This window comes from Streptomyces sp. NPDC002054 (assembly GCF_040296685.1).
Lineage (GTDB): Bacteria > Actinomycetota > Actinomycetes > Streptomycetales > Streptomycetaceae > Streptomyces.
This window is the reverse complement of sequence record NZ_JBEOXT010000011.1, coordinates 163,407-179,085: the sequence shown is the minus strand read 5'-3', so window position 1 is coordinate 179,085 and position 15,679 is coordinate 163,407. Positions and strand designations below refer to the sequence as shown.

General features: G+C 72.1%; 10 protein-coding genes. 3 read left to right on the top strand and 7 right to left on the bottom strand.

Annotated elements, in window-relative coordinates:
- Positions 1 to 36: 36 nt before the first annotated feature.
- Positions 37 to 1,128, bottom strand: a complete 1,092-nt coding sequence (locus tag ABT123_RS13080; protein ID WP_351312736.1) for an effector-associated domain 2-containing protein — start codon at positions 1,126 to 1,128, stop codon at positions 37 to 39.
- Complete coding sequence (locus tag ABT123_RS13075; RefSeq protein WP_351312734.1) at positions 1,125 to 2,267, bottom strand: alpha/beta fold hydrolase; 1,143 nt, start codon at positions 2,265 to 2,267, stop codon at positions 1,125 to 1,127. The genes ABT123_RS13080 and ABT123_RS13075 overlap by 4 nt, the downstream gene beginning before the upstream one ends.
- Before the next feature lie 225 nt (positions 2,268 to 2,492).
- On the opposite strand from ABT123_RS13075, the gene ABT123_RS13070 reads away from it, so the two are divergent.
- Complete coding sequence (locus tag ABT123_RS13070) at positions 2,493 to 3,830, top strand: cation:proton antiporter (RefSeq protein WP_351312732.1); 1,338 nt, start codon at positions 2,493 to 2,495, stop codon at positions 3,828 to 3,830.
- A 75-nt stretch (positions 3,831 to 3,905) separates the two neighbouring features.
- Here ABT123_RS13070 and fxsT read toward each other — a convergent pair whose 3' ends face one another.
- The 5 genes from fxsT to ABT123_RS13045 form a co-directional block, all read right to left on the bottom strand.
- Positions 3,906 to 8,333 (bottom strand): FxSxx-COOH system tetratricopeptide repeat protein, encoded by a 4,428-nt coding sequence (fxsT, locus tag ABT123_RS13065; RefSeq protein WP_351312730.1) that lies wholly within the window; start codon positions 8,331 to 8,333, stop codon positions 3,906 to 3,908.
- Entirely contained in the window at positions 8,333 to 9,478 is a 1,146-nt protein-coding gene (locus ABT123_RS13060; RefSeq protein WP_351312729.1) for an AAA family ATPase, read from the bottom strand. The genes fxsT and ABT123_RS13060 overlap by 1 nt, the downstream gene beginning before the upstream one ends.
- Entirely contained in the window at positions 9,475 to 11,022 is a 1,548-nt protein-coding gene (locus ABT123_RS13055) for a VMAP-C domain-containing protein (protein WP_351312727.1), read from the bottom strand. The genes ABT123_RS13060 and ABT123_RS13055 overlap by 4 nt, the downstream gene beginning before the upstream one ends.
- 181 nt (positions 11,023 to 11,203) lie before the next feature.
- Positions 11,204 to 12,136 (bottom strand): AraC family transcriptional regulator, encoded by a 933-nt coding sequence (locus ABT123_RS13050; protein WP_351312725.1) that lies wholly within the window; start codon positions 12,134 to 12,136, stop codon positions 11,204 to 11,206.
- A gap of 71 nt (positions 12,137 to 12,207) precedes the next feature.
- A complete protein-coding gene (locus ABT123_RS13045) occupies positions 12,208 to 13,323 on the bottom strand; it encodes a 3-deoxy-7-phosphoheptulonate synthase (protein WP_351312724.1) in 1,116 nt (371 codons plus the stop codon).
- A gap of 201 nt (positions 13,324 to 13,524) precedes the next feature.
- Here ABT123_RS13045 and ABT123_RS13040 point away from each other — a divergent pair, with 201 nt between their 5' ends.
- Entirely contained in the window at positions 13,525 to 15,048 is a 1,524-nt protein-coding gene (locus ABT123_RS13040) for an anthranilate synthase component I family protein (RefSeq protein WP_351312722.1), read from the top strand.
- Complete coding sequence (locus ABT123_RS13035; RefSeq protein WP_351312720.1) at positions 15,045 to 15,665, top strand: anthranilate synthase component II; 621 nt, start codon at positions 15,045 to 15,047, stop codon at positions 15,663 to 15,665. Before ABT123_RS13040 ends, ABT123_RS13035 begins: the two co-directional genes overlap by 4 nt.
- Positions 15,666 to 15,679 lie beyond the last annotated feature (14 nt).

Here is a 15,679-nt window from a genome sequence, read left to right as displayed (position 1 = left end):
CGGAAAGCCCATGTGATCAAGCCAGTGGAATATCCGTCAGGCGCCGGGCCGCGGGCCGCCCGTGTAGGCCCGGACGGCCGCCTCCAGGACCGCCGCCCGTTCCTCGTCGTCGTCCAGGAGCGTCACCGCGTCGTAGAGCAGCCACAGTTCGCCGGGCCGTTCGCTCAGGGCACGGACGATGCCGATGAGGTCGGTGCGGGGCTTGGGGTTCCGCCGCATCCGCTCCACGCTCTTCGTGCCGAGCTCCGAGACGACGGTCTGGCGTTCCTCGGGGTCCATCATCAGCGGGTAGCCGAGCAGGGCGGCGACCAGCTGCTCCATCGGCGGCCGGGGCGGTGGGACGACGGCGGTCACGGGCCCCGGGATGTGCTCCGTGCGCCCGCGGGTGTGGATGCGGAGCTCGGGCAACTGCTCGGTGCGCCCCGCCGCCCGCAGTCGCTCGACCCGCTCCCGGACGTCCCGGAACAGGGCTTCCGGATCCGGTGCCGGCCCGGGCCACCCGTCCAGCGCGTCGAGGACGCTCTCCGAGAACAGCCCGGTGCGGCGCCCGGGATCGTTGGCGGCCCGCTGGCCCCGCGTCGCGGCCAGCAGCAGCGCCTGATCGTGCGCCTGGACACGCGCTCCCGCCGGGAGGATCTCGGCGGGCAGGGTGTGGCGGAAGCCGTGCTGCTCCTCGAAGGTCTGGCAGGCGTCGACGATCCAGGTCTGCCGGCCGAACCCGGGCAGTGCATCGCTGGCCAGGGTCCGGCGCATCGACTCCAGGTCGATGTTGCGCTTGTCGGGGACGGTGGCGTCCGCGCAGAACAGCCGCAGCCGCTCGTCCAGGTCCAGTACGCCGTGCCCGCCCCACCACACCCACAGCATGTCGCCCTCGGCGGCCGGGAGCCCGGAGAGCAGCAGGCGGCGCAGCGTGCCGTGGTCGGCCGGGTGGTGGGGAACGCCCGGGTCGGTCAGCGGGTCGAGACAGAGCAGGACGTTCCGGTCCGGTACGCCGCTGCGGAGCAGCCAGTCGCGGAAGCGCAGCGCATCGCGGGCCGGCCCGGGCAGCTCCCAGGCGGGCCCGGCGGCGTACCGCTCGATGCCCACGACGAGTGCGAAGGCGCGGTCGGGAGATACGGCGTCGGTCACGGCAGTCGTTTCGCGAGGGCCCGGTAGACGGCCGGGTTGGTCCAGTAGGCGCTGTGCGCGGCGGGGAACGGCTGCCGGTTGTCGACCTCGATGTCGGTGACCCGGCCGGGGAACAGCGGGGCGCCGATGTAGCCGAGCAGATCGCGGTGGTCGTACAGGTTCAGCCAGTCGGGTACGTGGTCCGGCAGCGGCTCGGGGTGGACCAGCCCGGGCAGTGCGCCGCTCTCGTACAGGAAGGGTCCCTGGGATCCGACGGTGACCAGGAGGGCGACCTGGGGGAGGGGCGAGGTGATCAGCGTGTCCAGGGCGATGATCCCGCCGAGGCTGTGACCGACGAGGACCACGGGCGGTTCCAGCTCCTCGACCACCGCCCGCAGGCGCCGCCGCAGGGGTTCGCCACGGGCCAGGTACAGCATGATGTCGGCCGCCGCCGGGTGGGCGGCCTCGGTGAGCGCCCGCCTGCGGCGGACCGCCTGACGGGAGGCGAGCCGCAGGGCCGGGCGGGCGAGCAGGGCGCCCACTCCGCGGTCCGATCCCCGGGGGCGGGCCCCCATGCACTCGGCCAGCGCGGCCACGGCCGCGTCCCGGGCGGCGCCGTCGGGGACCACCGGGTCGTCCTCGGCGAGTACGGCGGAGAGGGCGCCGGCCACCAGGGCGCGGGCGAGCAGCCGGGCGAGGTCTTCGTCCTCGGGCAGGGCCGTGGCGGCGGGGCCCAGCAGCGGACTGCGGGAGAGTTCGGCGATGGCCGCCGCGAGGCGCGGGCCGGTGAGGCCGACCGGGTCGGCAGAGTCGTCAGGGGCATTCGCCATCTCGCCCAGCCGGCCGGAGAGGGCGGCGAGCAGTGCACGGGGGCGTTCGGCGGGCAGCGGGGCCGAGGGCGGTAATTCCACCCCGGCGGGGCCGCCGGCGGCGACCAGCTCCAGCTCCGCGAGGGGATTGCGATAGAGCTCGGCCCACAGCTCCGCCTCGTCGGCCGGCTGCGCGGCTTCGTCGAGCCCGCCCCGGCTCCTGCCGTCCGTGTACGGCACGGAGAGGCCGCCGGCTCCCAGGGTGGCGCCGAGGTCCCCGCCCCAGTAGTACGGGGCCGGGCGGACATCGGGGGCCACTGCGCGGAGCTCGGCCGAAAAGCGCTGGTACAACTTTGAGAATCCCGGCTCCCGGACCCCGGTGCCGTGAATGAACAATGCTGTGGTCATATGGCCCCGCCCCCGTGCCACTTGATGTGATCGCGCCACATAACGCGGCGTCAATTTAGCAGTATGCTGAAGAAGTGCCCCTTGATCCGGGTGCGCAACCGCTCTCAACGCCTGGTCGTGCACCTGCCCGTGGCCCCGGACCGGCATCGGATTCCTCAGGGGGATCGCATGAGCTCTGATGCGATGATCACGCACCTCGTCGGTGCCACCGCTCTGATCCTGATTGTCGCCCATACGGCGGGCTGGCTCTCCCGGCGGCTGGGCCAGCCGACCATCATCGGGCAGCTGATCGCCGGTATCGCGCTCGGGCCGACGGTCCTGGCGGCGATCTCCCCGGGGCTGACCGACACGTTGTTCCCCAAAGAACTCGCACCGGTCCTCACCGGACTCTCCCAGATCGCCCTTGTCCTCTTCCTGTTCGCAGTCGGGTACGAACTCGACCTGGGGCTGCTCAAGGGGCGCGCCCGCGCGGTGGTCAGCGTCTCCTTCGCCGCCTTCCTGCTGCCCATGGCGGCCGGATGCGGCGCGGCGATCCTCTTCCACGAGCAGTTGGCCCGACTGGGCGCACCCCAGCAGATGAGCCTGTCCTCGGTGCTGTTCTTCGGTGTCGCCCTGTCCATCACGGCCGTACCGGTCCTCACCGCCATAGTGCGGGAGAAGGGGCTGGCCGGCACCGTGCCCGGGATCGTCGCCGTCTCGGCGGCCGGGCTGATCGATGTGATGGGCTGGACGATCCTGGTCGGCACGATGCTGAAGTCCGGCGGCGAGGGCGGGCACGGCGGCCTCGGCTGGCAGCTGCGCCTGCTGCTGGTGGTGCTGTTCACGGCGACGATGCTGCTCGTGGCCCGGCCGGTGCTGCGCCGTGTGCTGTGGCGCCAGCAGGTCGATCCCTCGGTGCGCCTGGCCGGTCTGGTCGGCTTCGCCTTCGCGTCGGCATGGGTGACCCAGGCCCTGGGGCTGCACGTCATCTTCGGCGCGCTGCTCGCCGGTGTGGTGACGCCACGGGAGCGGGGGGCCACGCTGGACCCGGATCTGGTCCGGCCGCTGCACGACATCGGCCTGCTGCTGTTGCCGTTCTTCTTCGTGGTCTCCGGAAAGAGCGTGGAGATCGGAGCGCTTGACTCCACCGGGGTGGCCGCCGTGCTGGCGGTGACCGTGCTCGCCATCACTGTCAAGGTGGTCAGCGGGACGGTCGCGGCCGGCCTCTCGGGTCTGGATCGGCACGATGCGCGGACGGTCGGCGTGCTGCTGAACACCCGGGGACTGACCGAGCTGATCGTCCTGAACGCGGGGCTCCAGGCGGGACTGCTGAGCGGGCAGCTCTACACTGCGCTCGTCCTGATGGCCCTGGTGACGACCGTGCTCACGCAGCCCTTCCTGGTCGTGGTCCGCCTGCTGCGGGAACGGGCGGAGCGGACCCCTGACGGCCCGCCGGCCGACCGGCCGGCCGACCCCGGCGACACCACGGGCAACCCCTTGCCGTCGAGCGCCCCGGGCACCCTCTGATCTACGGGCATGGATCTACGGGCATGCCGTGGGCCCGGGTCCCCGGGAGGGGCTCCGGGCCCACGGCAGCTGCGCCTACAGCGGCATCGGCGCGATGTCGCACTCGATCCGCTGGTGCAGCCGGGCCGCCGTCAGCCAGGGGTGATCGGCTCCGAGCACCCGGGTGAAGCCCTGGACCGCTTCGGCGTTGAGGCCGTCGGCCTCCTCGATCCGGCCGAGCCCGCGCAGGTCGAGTGCCAGGTTCGCGCGGCAGGAGAGCGTCAGCGGGTGCTCGGGGCCACAGCTCCGTTCGAGCTTGGGCAGGTTCTCCTCGTCCAGGCTCCGGGCCGCGGTGAAGTCCAGCCGGGCGTAGTGGTTGTTCGCCAGCCCCAGTACCGCCGTGAGCGTGAACGGGTGCATGTCGCCCAGAGTGGCGAGGAAGGCCTCGGAGGCGTCGGTGTCCATGGCCTCGGCGGCATCGATCTCCCCGAGCCCGCGCAGGGTCGCCGCGAGGTTGGTCATCGTGATGAGCGTGTACGGGTGCCGGGGGCCCAGCCTGGAGCGGTAGCGCTCCAGGGTTTTCTCGCCGAGCTCGCGGGAGGCGGTGAAGTCCCCGCGCAGCCGCCGGTCGACGGTGGCGTTCACCGCGACGGCCAGGGTGTCGGGGTACTCGGCGCCGTACCGCACGGTGAACCGTTCCAGAGTGCTCTCGGTGAGGTCGGAGGCCTCCTGGAGCGCGCCGTCGCGGCGCCGGCACACGGCCAGGTTGCGGGCGGCCCGGATGGTGGACGCGTTGTCCTCGCCGAAGACCGTGCGGTAGATCCGGTACGTCTCCTCCTGCATGACGCGGGCGGCCGGGTAGTCGCCGCTCTCGCGGATGTCGATGGCCAGGCCGTTCATCGTGTTGAGGGTGAGGCCGTTGGTGGACCCGTAGAGCGTGTCCCACTGCCGGGCCGTCTCCTCGTCCAGCACCCGGGCTGTGGCGAACTGGCCGCAGGCGCGCAGCGTCACGCCGTACCCGTGGGCGGCCAGCAGGGCCGGGGGTTCCTCGGGGCCGAACAGGTCGCGGGCGCGGCCGTCGGCCTCCTCGTCCAGGGCGCGGGCCGCGTAGAAGTCGCCGCTATACCGCAGGGCGCCGGCCATCTGGGTCATGGAGTCGATGAGGTCCTCCTCCGCGATGGAGTCCCGCCGGGAGATGTCCAGGACGGTCTGGGCGAGCTCAAGGGCCTCACCGACCTCGCCGGTCTGCATCAGCAGGAAGGCCAGGTGCTTGCCCATCTGGAGGACCTGGGGGTTCTCCTCGCCCGACTGGGCGTTCCAGGCGGTCCACGCTTCCCGGGCCATTTCGGCGCCGGCGGTGTGGGCGCCCCAGTAGTAGAGGTAGAGGACCATGGACGTGATGAGTTCGCGGACCCAGGGGTCGGAGCTGCGGACGGCCCCACTGGTCATCACGTGCGGCAGCAGGGTCTGGTAGGCGGGCCACTGGTCGGGGGCGCCCGGGGCACCGGGTTTGGCGGTGGCGAGCATGACGTGGGCGGCGCGGCGGAGGTCCTGGGTCTGGTCCTCGTCCATGCCGGCGGTGAGCACGGCCTGCATCAGCCGGTGCATGTGCAGGGTGCGGTTCTTGTGGTCGAGCTTGATCAGCGACAGCTTGCTCAGGTCGCGGGTGGCCCGGGCGAGCAGGACCGGGTCGCGGAGCACCGGGTCCAGTTCCGGAGTGATGTCCACGTTGCGGGTGCCGCGCAGCATGCTCAGCGGAATCGGCTCGGGGGCCATGCAGGCGCAGATCTCGAGCAGTTGCCGGGCGGCCGGATTGCTGTCGGCCAGCTGGTCCAGCGAGATGTTCCACGCGGCGGCGACGGAGAGCGGGTAGTCCGGTGAGGGGTCGAGCTCCAGGATGCCGGGCTTGCGCTGTTCCAGCAGGTCCAGATATTCGGTGACGGGCATGCCCGTGGCGGCGTGCCAGGCGCCCGCCTGCTCGATCGCCAGCGGCAGGTCGCCGAGGGCGTCGGCGAGGCGGTCGGCGTCCTCGGCGCTCAGGTCCCTCGCCCGGCGCTGCAGGAGGGCGATGCTCTCCTCGCGTTCGAAGACGTTGACGGTCAGCGGCGTGGCGACCCGCTCCCACTCGCGGTTGCGGGAGGTCACGATGATCTTTCCGGGGCCGCCGGTGGGGAAGTAGGCGCGGACCGCGTCGATGTCCTCCGCGTTGTCGAAGACCAGCAGCCAGTTGTCGTACGGCCGGCCGGTGCGCAGCGCCTCGCGGACGGCGGGCACGGCCGTGTTGGCCTGGGGGCCGACGTCGAGGTTCAGGGCGCGGGCGAGGTCGACCAGGGCGCCGAGGACCAGGCTGTCCCGCTCCGCCGGGATCCACCAGATGACGTTGTACTCGTGGCTGTGCCGGTAGATGTACTCGACGGCGAGCTGCGACTTCCCGACGCCGCCCATGCCGTGCAGGGCGTGCGGGAGCACCGCGGCTGTCTCTTCCGAGCGCAGTTGATCCTCGACCGCTGCCAGCAGGCTCTCCCGGCCGGTGAAGTTGGGGTTCTTCGGCGGGACGTTCCCCATGACCCTCGGCTGGCCGGTGCGGACGAAGAGGGGTTGGGAAGCTTTGAGCTCCATGGTCTGGTCAGCCTTCCGGACTTCGGCATCAGAGGGGTTGGGGGTGGTCGTCGGCACACGTGCTCCAGGCGGTTCGTCGTCGTTCCGGGGAAACCAGCTCTTCTGTGTACTCATGCCCGCCTTTGTCGGCTGGTGCCCCTCGGCGTCGGTGGAGCCACCCGGTGCGGTGACAGCTCTGGGGGTGCCGAGGGAGCCGGCCGGCCCGGCGCCGACGCCTGCCGACACCCGGGCGGCCCGCCGGGCGTACGGTCCCGCGAGCGCCTTGAGCACCGCCAGTTCGACGCGTACCCAGGGCTGGTTCGCCGGGGTCCGCTCTGGCAGTGCGGCGCCTTCGGGGTCCTGGAGTGCGGCCCGCAACTGCACGCCCCGGTCGCGTGCGCTGGGCAGATCGGCGAAGAGGTTCACGATCCTTGCGAGCTGGCTGCGCGTCCCGGTGGCGAGGAGTGCTTCCCGGATGCCCTCGGCGAAGTCGGGCCGGCCGTCGCCGCCCGGGCCGCCCCAGTCGATGAGCCCGCCCATCAGGATCTCGGCAACGTGTTCGAGGTCGGTTTCGGGCAGGACCCGGTTCCGGAGCTCCTCGATCAGCTCGAACTCGAAGGGCACCGCGGCCAGATGGGTGGCCAGCCGGCGCGCGCTCGGGGTGGCCAGGGAGAAGAACCTGCGGACGGCCGTGTCGGCGGAGCCCGGTCCGGTGGTCCGCGGTGGCCGCAGGCCGGGGGTCGGCCGGCTCTTGGCCAGGGTGCCCGCGAGGAGGAACGGCAGGCTCCGTCGTACCCCGTGATCCCCCGCGACCAGGTCGGCCCAGGCGGTGAAGGACTCGGGTTTCAGGCTCAGCACGGGGACGGGTACGGCCGGCCGGGCGTCGGGTCCCCGCCGCGGGTCGGCTGCCGGCTCCCCCGGGGGCAGCCGGTGGCCGAGGCGCGTGTTGGGCGCGCCGAAACCGCCGGACTCCAACTCGGCCCGGTACGGGTGGGCCGAGGAGCGGTGCCACAGATAGGTGGGCAGCAGGTGCACCAGGGCGGTGGGCCCGCTGCGGGCGAGCTTCGTCAGCAGGCTGTCCGCCACCGGGCTGGCCCAGCCGTGTGCCAGTCCGTCGGTGACGAGGAGGTGGATGCGCGCGCCGCGCGTGTCGATCAGTTCCGAGGGATCGCCCGGCCGGTCCCCGGGCCAGCGCAGCCGGGCCTTCCCGCGGGACGGTAACTCCAGCCGCACCGTCCGCACATCGCGGAAGGCCCCGCTGCGGGCCGCCTCCACGGCGATCGCCCCGACCCGGTCCTCCCAGAGGGGCATGGTGGGTGCGGAATCGACCAGCAGGACGAGGGAGAAGGCCTTCTCGGTGGCGGGCCGGAGGTAGGGGATCCAGAGGTTGTCGGAGATGCCGTACCGGGCGGTCCGGTCCTCGTCCAGCTCGCTGCGGTGGCGGTCGGGCACGCTGCGGCTCAGCCGGTGCAGTGCCTTGGCGAGCCGCGGTGGTGCCGCGCGCCGCACCGGCCGCGGCCCTGCCGGGACTTCGGCCGGGCCGTTCGTCGTCGCCGTCGTCGCAGCCGGGTCCGGCCGCGCGGCATCGCCCTCCGGGGCGGACGGAGGCATGGCGGCGGAAGCGTCCACGCCCGGGCCGGGCGTCGGCGGCATCGCCGCTTCGCCGGCGGGCGGGCGGCTCGCCGGGGCGGCAGTGAGAGGTGTGTCGGGGGCGCTCGGCGGCACGGGTCTGTCCGCGTTGTCAGGGTGCTGCTCCCGGTCCGCGGCAGGGCGCTCGGCAGGCAGCTGCGGACGGGGGGCCGAGGCCGCCCGGGCAGCCGCGAGCCAGACGGCGTCCGCGATCTCCTGCCAGGTCGGACCGTCGGCTGCATAACCGTCCGTCCCGGCCTGGGCGTCGGGTGCGCGCTCCCTGGGAGAGCCGTCCATCAGCGGCCTTTCGCGAGGTCGCGCAGCAGCAGTTCAATGAGTTTACGCCCGTCGGCGTCCGCCTGAAAACCACCCGCCGTAGTCAAATGGACGGCATTGAGCAACTGGTCGACGGACTGAGTGCCTCCCTTGAGGACCCTGCGCTCGAACTCGTCGACGAGCGCCTCCACCCCTTCCGGCCTGCGCCGAAGGTGGCTCACCACGATCGCAACCAGCTGCTTGCGGCTGGGCGGGCGCATCTCCAGCGGCAGACAGCGGCGCCGGAACGCGGCCGGAAACTCCCGTTCCCCGTTGCTGGTGATCACCACGAGCGGGAACTCGCGGCACTCGACGTGCCCGCCGAGGATCTCGGCGCGGCTGCCGGGGTCGTCCGTGAAGACATTGACGGCGGGCAGCGCGCTGCGCACCAGCTCCGGCACGTCGTAGCTGCCGTTCTCCAGGACGTGCAGCAGGTCGTTGGGCAGGTCGATGTCGCTCTTGTCGAGCTCGTCGATCAGCAGGACCCGCGGCCGTTCGTAGGCGAGCAGAGCGGTGCCCAGGGGCCCGAGCGTGATGAAGTCGCCGAGGTACGGGGCCTGTTCGGGCGGCTCGGTGGGCTCGGTCGGCTCGGTGGACGGGGTGCCGGCGGGCGCGGGGTCGGCGCCGGCTCGCCAGGCGGCGATGGCCTGGGCGCGGCCGATGGAGTCGTACTCGTAGAGCCCGTCGCGCAGTGCCGTGCGGCTGACGATGCTCCACTGGAGGACCCGTCCGAGGCCCAGCTCGAGCGCCACCAGATAGGCGAGGGTGGACTTGCCCACGCCGGGAGGCCCGGTGACCAGCAGCGGGCGGCGCAGCAGCAGCGCGGCGTTGACGGTGTCGATGTCCTCGTCACGCAGGCTGTGCAGGGGCCCGCCGGCACCCAAGCGGCGGTGGACCGCGCGGTCGTCGGCGGCGGGGGCGGTCTGGAGCGGTTCGCCCGCGAACTCGCGCCAGGGCGGAGCGGGCGGGAGGGCCGGGGGAGCGTCGGCCGGTGCCGCGCCGGTTGCATGGAAGACGCGCCAGGACACCGGGCTTCCGGTACCGGTACCGGTTTCGGTAGCGGCTGTGGCCCCGACGGGGGTCCCGTTGACCGCGGAGTCCGCCCGCTCCCGCTCGTACTCGGTCATGCCGGTACCTCCTCGCAGTCGATCAGCCTGAACGGGTCGTCGTAGAAGAACGCCACGTACCGGCCCGGCAGTTGCGGACCGTCCTCTTCCGTTTCGGCCTTGGTCCTCAGTCGGTGGATGGTGGTGGGCAGCTGGGCCGTGGGGTAGCCGAGGAGCATGGTCAGCGGCGCCGTGTACAGCTGAGGTGACGGGTCCCGGCGGTCCCAGAGGGCCACCCCGACACCTTCGGCGATGGCGGCCTTCAGCGGTTCCAGGGCCTGCCCCTCCCGGGCGGGGGCGTCGAAGGTGACGGCGGTCAGCTGCTGGTCGGCCACCAGCTTGTTGCGCCAGATGCGCAGTCCGGTGCGGTGGTCATCGGCCGTCCAGCCGTGCGGCCGGGCCGCGGTGGCGGCCTTGAGCGCCTGCCAGCGGACGCGCCAGCGGCGCAGCTGTGCCGGGTCACGGGCGCGCATCCGTTCCAGGCTGCGCAGGTGGACGTAGTAACGCAGGCCGATCGGGACCGCGTCGGAGCCGTCGGGGGCCCAGCCGAGGCCCGCGATGTCCTCGTTGAGCATCGTGAAGGGCAGGACAAACTCGACATGGATCGGGCTTGTGTCCTCGCCGGTGCTGTCCGCGTCCGCCCAGGACGCCTCGCCGCGGCGGACCGCCCGCTCCACAGCGGCATCCAGCGTCTTCAGCGTGGCCCGTTCCATGGTCCCCGACACGGGGGCCCAGTATCCGGCTTCCTGGTTGACCCAGTGCCGTACCCAGATGTCGGGCGAACCGTCTTCGGCAGGATCCACCATGACGATCAGACAGCGCGGAATGTCCGGGTCAGGGGCGCTTGCCGTCTCGATCCGCTTGCGCCGCTCCAGCAGCGCCTCCCGGGCGCCGGTGACGCCTGCCGACCAGGTGTCGCACCACTCGCGCAGCCGGCGCCGGTCGCTCTCGCGCGGGGTGAGCAGGGCGGTGAATTCCAGCATGACCACGGCCGGCGGCAGCCCGTCGGCCTCGGCAGTGGCCTCCACCAGGTGCTCGAAGAGCTGGAGGGGGCTGAGGTGGCGGGGCAGGTCCAGCCGCAACTCGTGGGCCAGCCGGTCGTGCAGCCGGTTCCGGTCGAGCCCCGGGTGTCCGGCCAGCAGGGCGCGGGCGGCATTGACCTCCTTGTCCTCGAACGCACCGAGGATCTGGAGGGTGGGGCCGGGCTCGGGGGGCCAGACGCTCAGCAGCCGCTGGCGCATCCGTCCGGCGATGTCGCTGCCCTCGTGCAGCCCGACGGCGTAGAGGACGGCCTCCACACCCGCCTCCATGCCCGACTCGGCACCCGCCGCCTCCGCGCCGGCCGCCGCATCCTGCTGCCTGCGTAACACCGTCTGCACGAGGGCGACCGTATCGCTGCGGGCATCCCGGCCGGGCAGATCCACCGGACTTCCCAGGTATTCCCCTACGCTCTGGCCGAACAGCACCCGTTGACCGGGATCCCGGACGCAGTCCAACTCGCAGAGCTGCTCCACGAGGACCAGACGCAGCTGCACCCTGGGCGGCGGCAGCCGCGACGCGCTCATCACCACCGACCATCCCCCCAGAAGTCGGTACGGGTTTCCCTTCAGGCCCGCGAAGTTATCACGGCACTTTCATTGTCACCAGGAGATCTGATCAATAGTCACGTTCCGGCCCGGAAGTTCACCGCTGTTGCGGAAAACAGCCCTTCGAGGGCGGAGCGGTACGAGCGGGGGCCCAGGTTCATCATCCGGTCCCCGTCAGGGACCGGTACTCCCCGGGCGTCATGCCGAACTCCTTGCGGAAGGCGAGGTGGAATCCCACGTGGCTCTGGTAGCCGACGTGCCGGTAGATGTCCCGCTGCGGCACCGTGCCATCGGCCAGCAGCCGCCGGGCCTCCTGGAGGCGGCGCACCATCAGGTGGCGGGCCGGCGGTTCGCCGACGAGCTTGCGGAAGACCTCGGAGAAGACCGAGCGCGACATGCCCGCCTCGCGCGCCAGGCCCTCCACCGTCCACGGGGCGGTGTAGGCGCCGTAGATGGCGATCAGTGCCTTGCTGATGCCCTCGTGCTGGAGGGCCTGGAGGGCGGGTGAGGTCTCGGTGAGGCGTTGCATGGCGGTGCGCAGGGCGAGGATGAAGACCATCTCGAAGGCGCGCAGGGAGACCAGCCGGGAGCCGGGGGCACTGCGGGTGATCTCCCGGTTGAGGGACTGGAGGGTGCGCAGCAGCAGCGGCTCGCCCTGCAGCATCTGACGGCGCAGCACGATCACCCGGGGCAGGGCGCGGTAGAGGGCCGGCTTGGTGGTGGTGTCGTAGTGCAGGCTCGCGCAGAGGATCTCGGTGTCGGGCGGGGAACTGCCGAGGGTGACGACGCCCGAGCCGCCGAGGATGCGCTGCGGCAGGACGGAGGTGAGCTGGGTGGTGGCGCGGCCGGGTGCGGAGGCGAAGGTGTGGGCGGTGCCGTGCGGGAAGACCGCGAGGTCGCCCTGGCACAGCCGGATCGGCTCCTCGTCGTCGAAGGTGAGATAGCACGTGCGGCGCACCATGTAGTGCATGACCGCGTGGCTGTCCTCGTGGCCGGCGACGCCCCACACGCCACCCGCCAGCCACTTGCTGGAGTAGATGTCCGTCAGCCGTAACGGCTTCAGGAGTTCGCTGAGCACGTCGTCGTGAGCCACGGAGGATCCTTCGGTCGCGGTGGGTCTCGTCGGCCGATCCTAGCCGCGTACCTGCGAACTCCAGTTCGGAATTAATTCGTCGGGTGGTAGAGCTCGGCGACGAGGAAGGCCAGGTCAAGGGCCTGTCCGTGGTCGAGTTGGGAGCCGCGGGCGATGGCCCCGCTGGAGGGTTCGCCGCCGGTGAGTTCGAGGTGCAGGCCTCCGGGGTGGGTGCCCAGGGAGCGGTGGACCTCCACGAAGCCGCGCACCTCCTCGAGCACGGCGTCGAACCGGCGCGCCCCCATCGGGTCGCTCACCCAGCCGACCCGGGCACCGTCGGCGACCGCCTTCTCGACCAGGTCGGGCAGCACGTCCCGGACGCGGTCGGCGCCCGCGCGCAGCACGAAGGTGAGCCGGCCCGGCTCGCGGTCCGGGTCGAGGACGTCGAGGTAGCGCAGCACGGTGTCGGGGGTGGTGTCGGGGCCCAGCTTGACCGCGACGGGGTTGCGGATGCCGGAGAGGTACGCGATGTGGTCGCCGTCGGGCTGCCGGGTGTGCTCGCCCGCCCACAGCAGGTGGCCGCTGGTGGCGTACGGGTGGCCGGTGCGGTGGTCCTGCCGGGTCAGGGACCGCTCGTAGTCGAGGAGCAGGCCCTCGTGGCTGACGAAGAACTCGGTGGTGCCGAGGTTGCGGGTGTCCGCCCCGCACGCCGCCAGGAAGGCCAGGGTGCGGCCGATTTCGTCGGCCAGCCGCGTATAGCGGTCGCCCGAGGGGGACGCGTCGACGAACTCGCGGTTCCACGCGTGGACCTGGTGCAGGTCGGCGAAGCCGCCCCAGGCCAGCGAGCGGGCCAGGTTGAGGGTGGCCGCCGAGGCCTCGTATCGCCGCTGCAGCCGGCGCGGGTCGGCGGTCTCGGCGGTCTCGGACCGGGACGGGGCGAACTGCCCCGCCATCCGGCCCACCTTGACCACGGGCAGCCGGCTGGCGTGGGTCAGTACGACGGCCATCTGGAGGAGCGTGGTGAGCTTGCGGCGTACCCCGTCCTCGGTGACCGGCTCGAACGTCTCCGCGCCGTCTCCGCCTTGGAGCAGCAGGGCCTCGCCGCGCGCGACGGCCGCAAGTCGGGTGCGCAGCAAGTCGCATTCGTCGGCGAAGACGAGCGGCGGGGCCGTCGCCAGCGTGCCGAGGGGGTGGTGTGCGTCGTGCATTCCGAGTACCTCCATGCGGTCCGGTGTTGTCCGTCGCCCTTCCGGAAACCACTGAAATCCGCGGCCGACGGCCCAGTCAAGCGGTGGCCGAGTGGACCGCATCGGAAGTCCCGGAGTGGTCTGGCCCGTTTCCCCGCGTGCTGTTTCGCTGGACGGCATCGGACCGGCCCGACGGGCCGACAATTCACGGAGAATTCATTGATGACGGCAATCGAGGCGATTCCTGTCCGGGTCGACGCGTCCGCGTTGCCGCCCCACGATCCGCTCGATCTGTACGTACGGCTGCGGGAGGTGCTCCCCGCCGAGGATGTCTTCCTGCTGGAGAATGCAGAGCCGGGGCGGAGGACCGCGACCGTGGGCTGCGGACTGCTCTGTGAGGTACGGGTCTTCAGCGGGGCGGCCGGCAGCGGGGCGGGGGCGGCCGGGCGCCTGGAGGTCAGGGGCCTGCCGGTCATCACCGACGCACTGGTCGCCGCGGCCGTACGGCTCGGACTCACTCCCGAAGCCACGGCGGGCGACGACCCGGTGGTGCGGTTGCACTTCGAGGGCGCCGAGCCGATGTGGCGGGTCCTGGAAGCGGCCCGGCAGCTGTTCCACGTGACCACGGACGAGCCCGCCACCTCGTACGCGTTCGGCTTCCTGACCACGTTGAGCTACGAGTCGACCTGGTTCATGGAGTCGCTCGCCCCCCGCACCAAGGCGCCGACCGGCCCCGATGTGACGCTCGCCCTGTTCCGCGACACGGTCTGGTACGACCGCGTGACGGGCGCGACGCGGCTGCTGCACGCCGAGAGCCCGGCCTTCGACGTACCCCGGGCCGCTGTCGCGGAGTCGGCCGGGGCGGCAGCGGCGGAGCCCGGCCCCCAGGGCCATCCCATTGCGCCCGCCCCGCTGTCCGTGCGCGACAGCGTGGACCGCGCGACCTTCCTCGGCTGGGCGCAGCGCTGCCTGGAGCACATCCGGGTCGGCGACATCTACCAGATCCAGATCGGGCACCGGGTCGACGTACGCACGGAGTTGACGCCCGTGGACGTCTACCGCCGGCTGCGCGGGCGCAACCCGTCCCCGTACATGTACCTGCTGCCGCGCGCCGAGGGGCTGCTGATCGGGGCGAGCCCGGAGCTGTTCCTGAAGATCGAGGGGGACGAGATCGTGATGCGGCCCATAGCGGGCACCACGCGGCGCGGCCCCGACGAGGAGGAGAACCAGCGCCGCATCAAGGAGATGCGGGAGAGCAGCAAGGAGCAGGCCGAGCACATCATGCTGGTGGACCTGTGCCGCAACGATCTCGGCCGGGTCAGCAGGCCCAGTACGCAGCCGGTGGACCGGCTGATGGCGGTGGAGACCTTCTCGCATGTCTTCCACCTCGTCTCGACGGTCACCGGGCAGCTGGAGAAGGGCGTCGGCATCTGGGACGCGGTCCGGGCCGCCTTCCCGGCCGGGACCATGACGGGCGCGCCCAAGATCCGGGCCATGGAGATCATCGACGAGCTGGAAGAAGAGCCGCGCGGCAGCTACGCCGGCGCCGTCGGGCTGCTGGACGCGCGGGGCGCGTGGAGCGAGCTGGCGCTGTGCATCAGGACCGTCGGCTACGACGGCACGACCTACGCGACCCAGACCTCGGCGGGCATGGTGGCCCAGTCGGAGCCCGAGGCGGAGTGGCGCGAGACGCTGGCGAAGATGGGTGCGGCCTACTGGGCCCTCACCGGTGAGGAGTTGCTGTGACCACGCGGGACACCAGGGTGCTGCTGATCGACGCGTACGACAGCTTCGTCCACATCATCAACCAGTACCTGCGCACCCTCGGTGCCCGCACCGAGGTGGTCCGGGCGTTGGAGCGGACCCCGGAGGAGCTGGCCGCGCTGGAGCCGGATGCCGTGGTCCTCGGCCCCGGGCCCGGCCATCCCGCCGAGTCCGGGCACGTGGAGCTGGTGCACCGGTTCGCCGGCCGGGTGCCGCTGCTCGGGGTCTGCCTGGGCCACCAGGCGATCGGGCTCGCGTACGGCGGCCGGGTCGAGGTGGCCGAGCAGGTGATGCACGGCCGCACGAGCACGGTCCGGCACGACGGCGACGGCGTGTTCCGGGGCCTGGGCAACACCCTCGAGGCGACCCGGTACCACTCGCTCATCGTCGCCGAGCCGCTGCCCGAGGAACTGGTGACGACAGCGGTCTCCACCGATCACGGGTATGTGATGGGCCTGCGCCACCGGACCCTGCCCGTCGAGGGCGTGCAGTTCCACCCGGAGAGCATCATGACCACCGGCGGCGTGCAGATCCTGGACAACTTCCTGGCGACGGCACGCAGCGACCGGGCAGCCCCCGCGGGCACGCCCGGCCGCTGAGCGGGCCGGGGCCG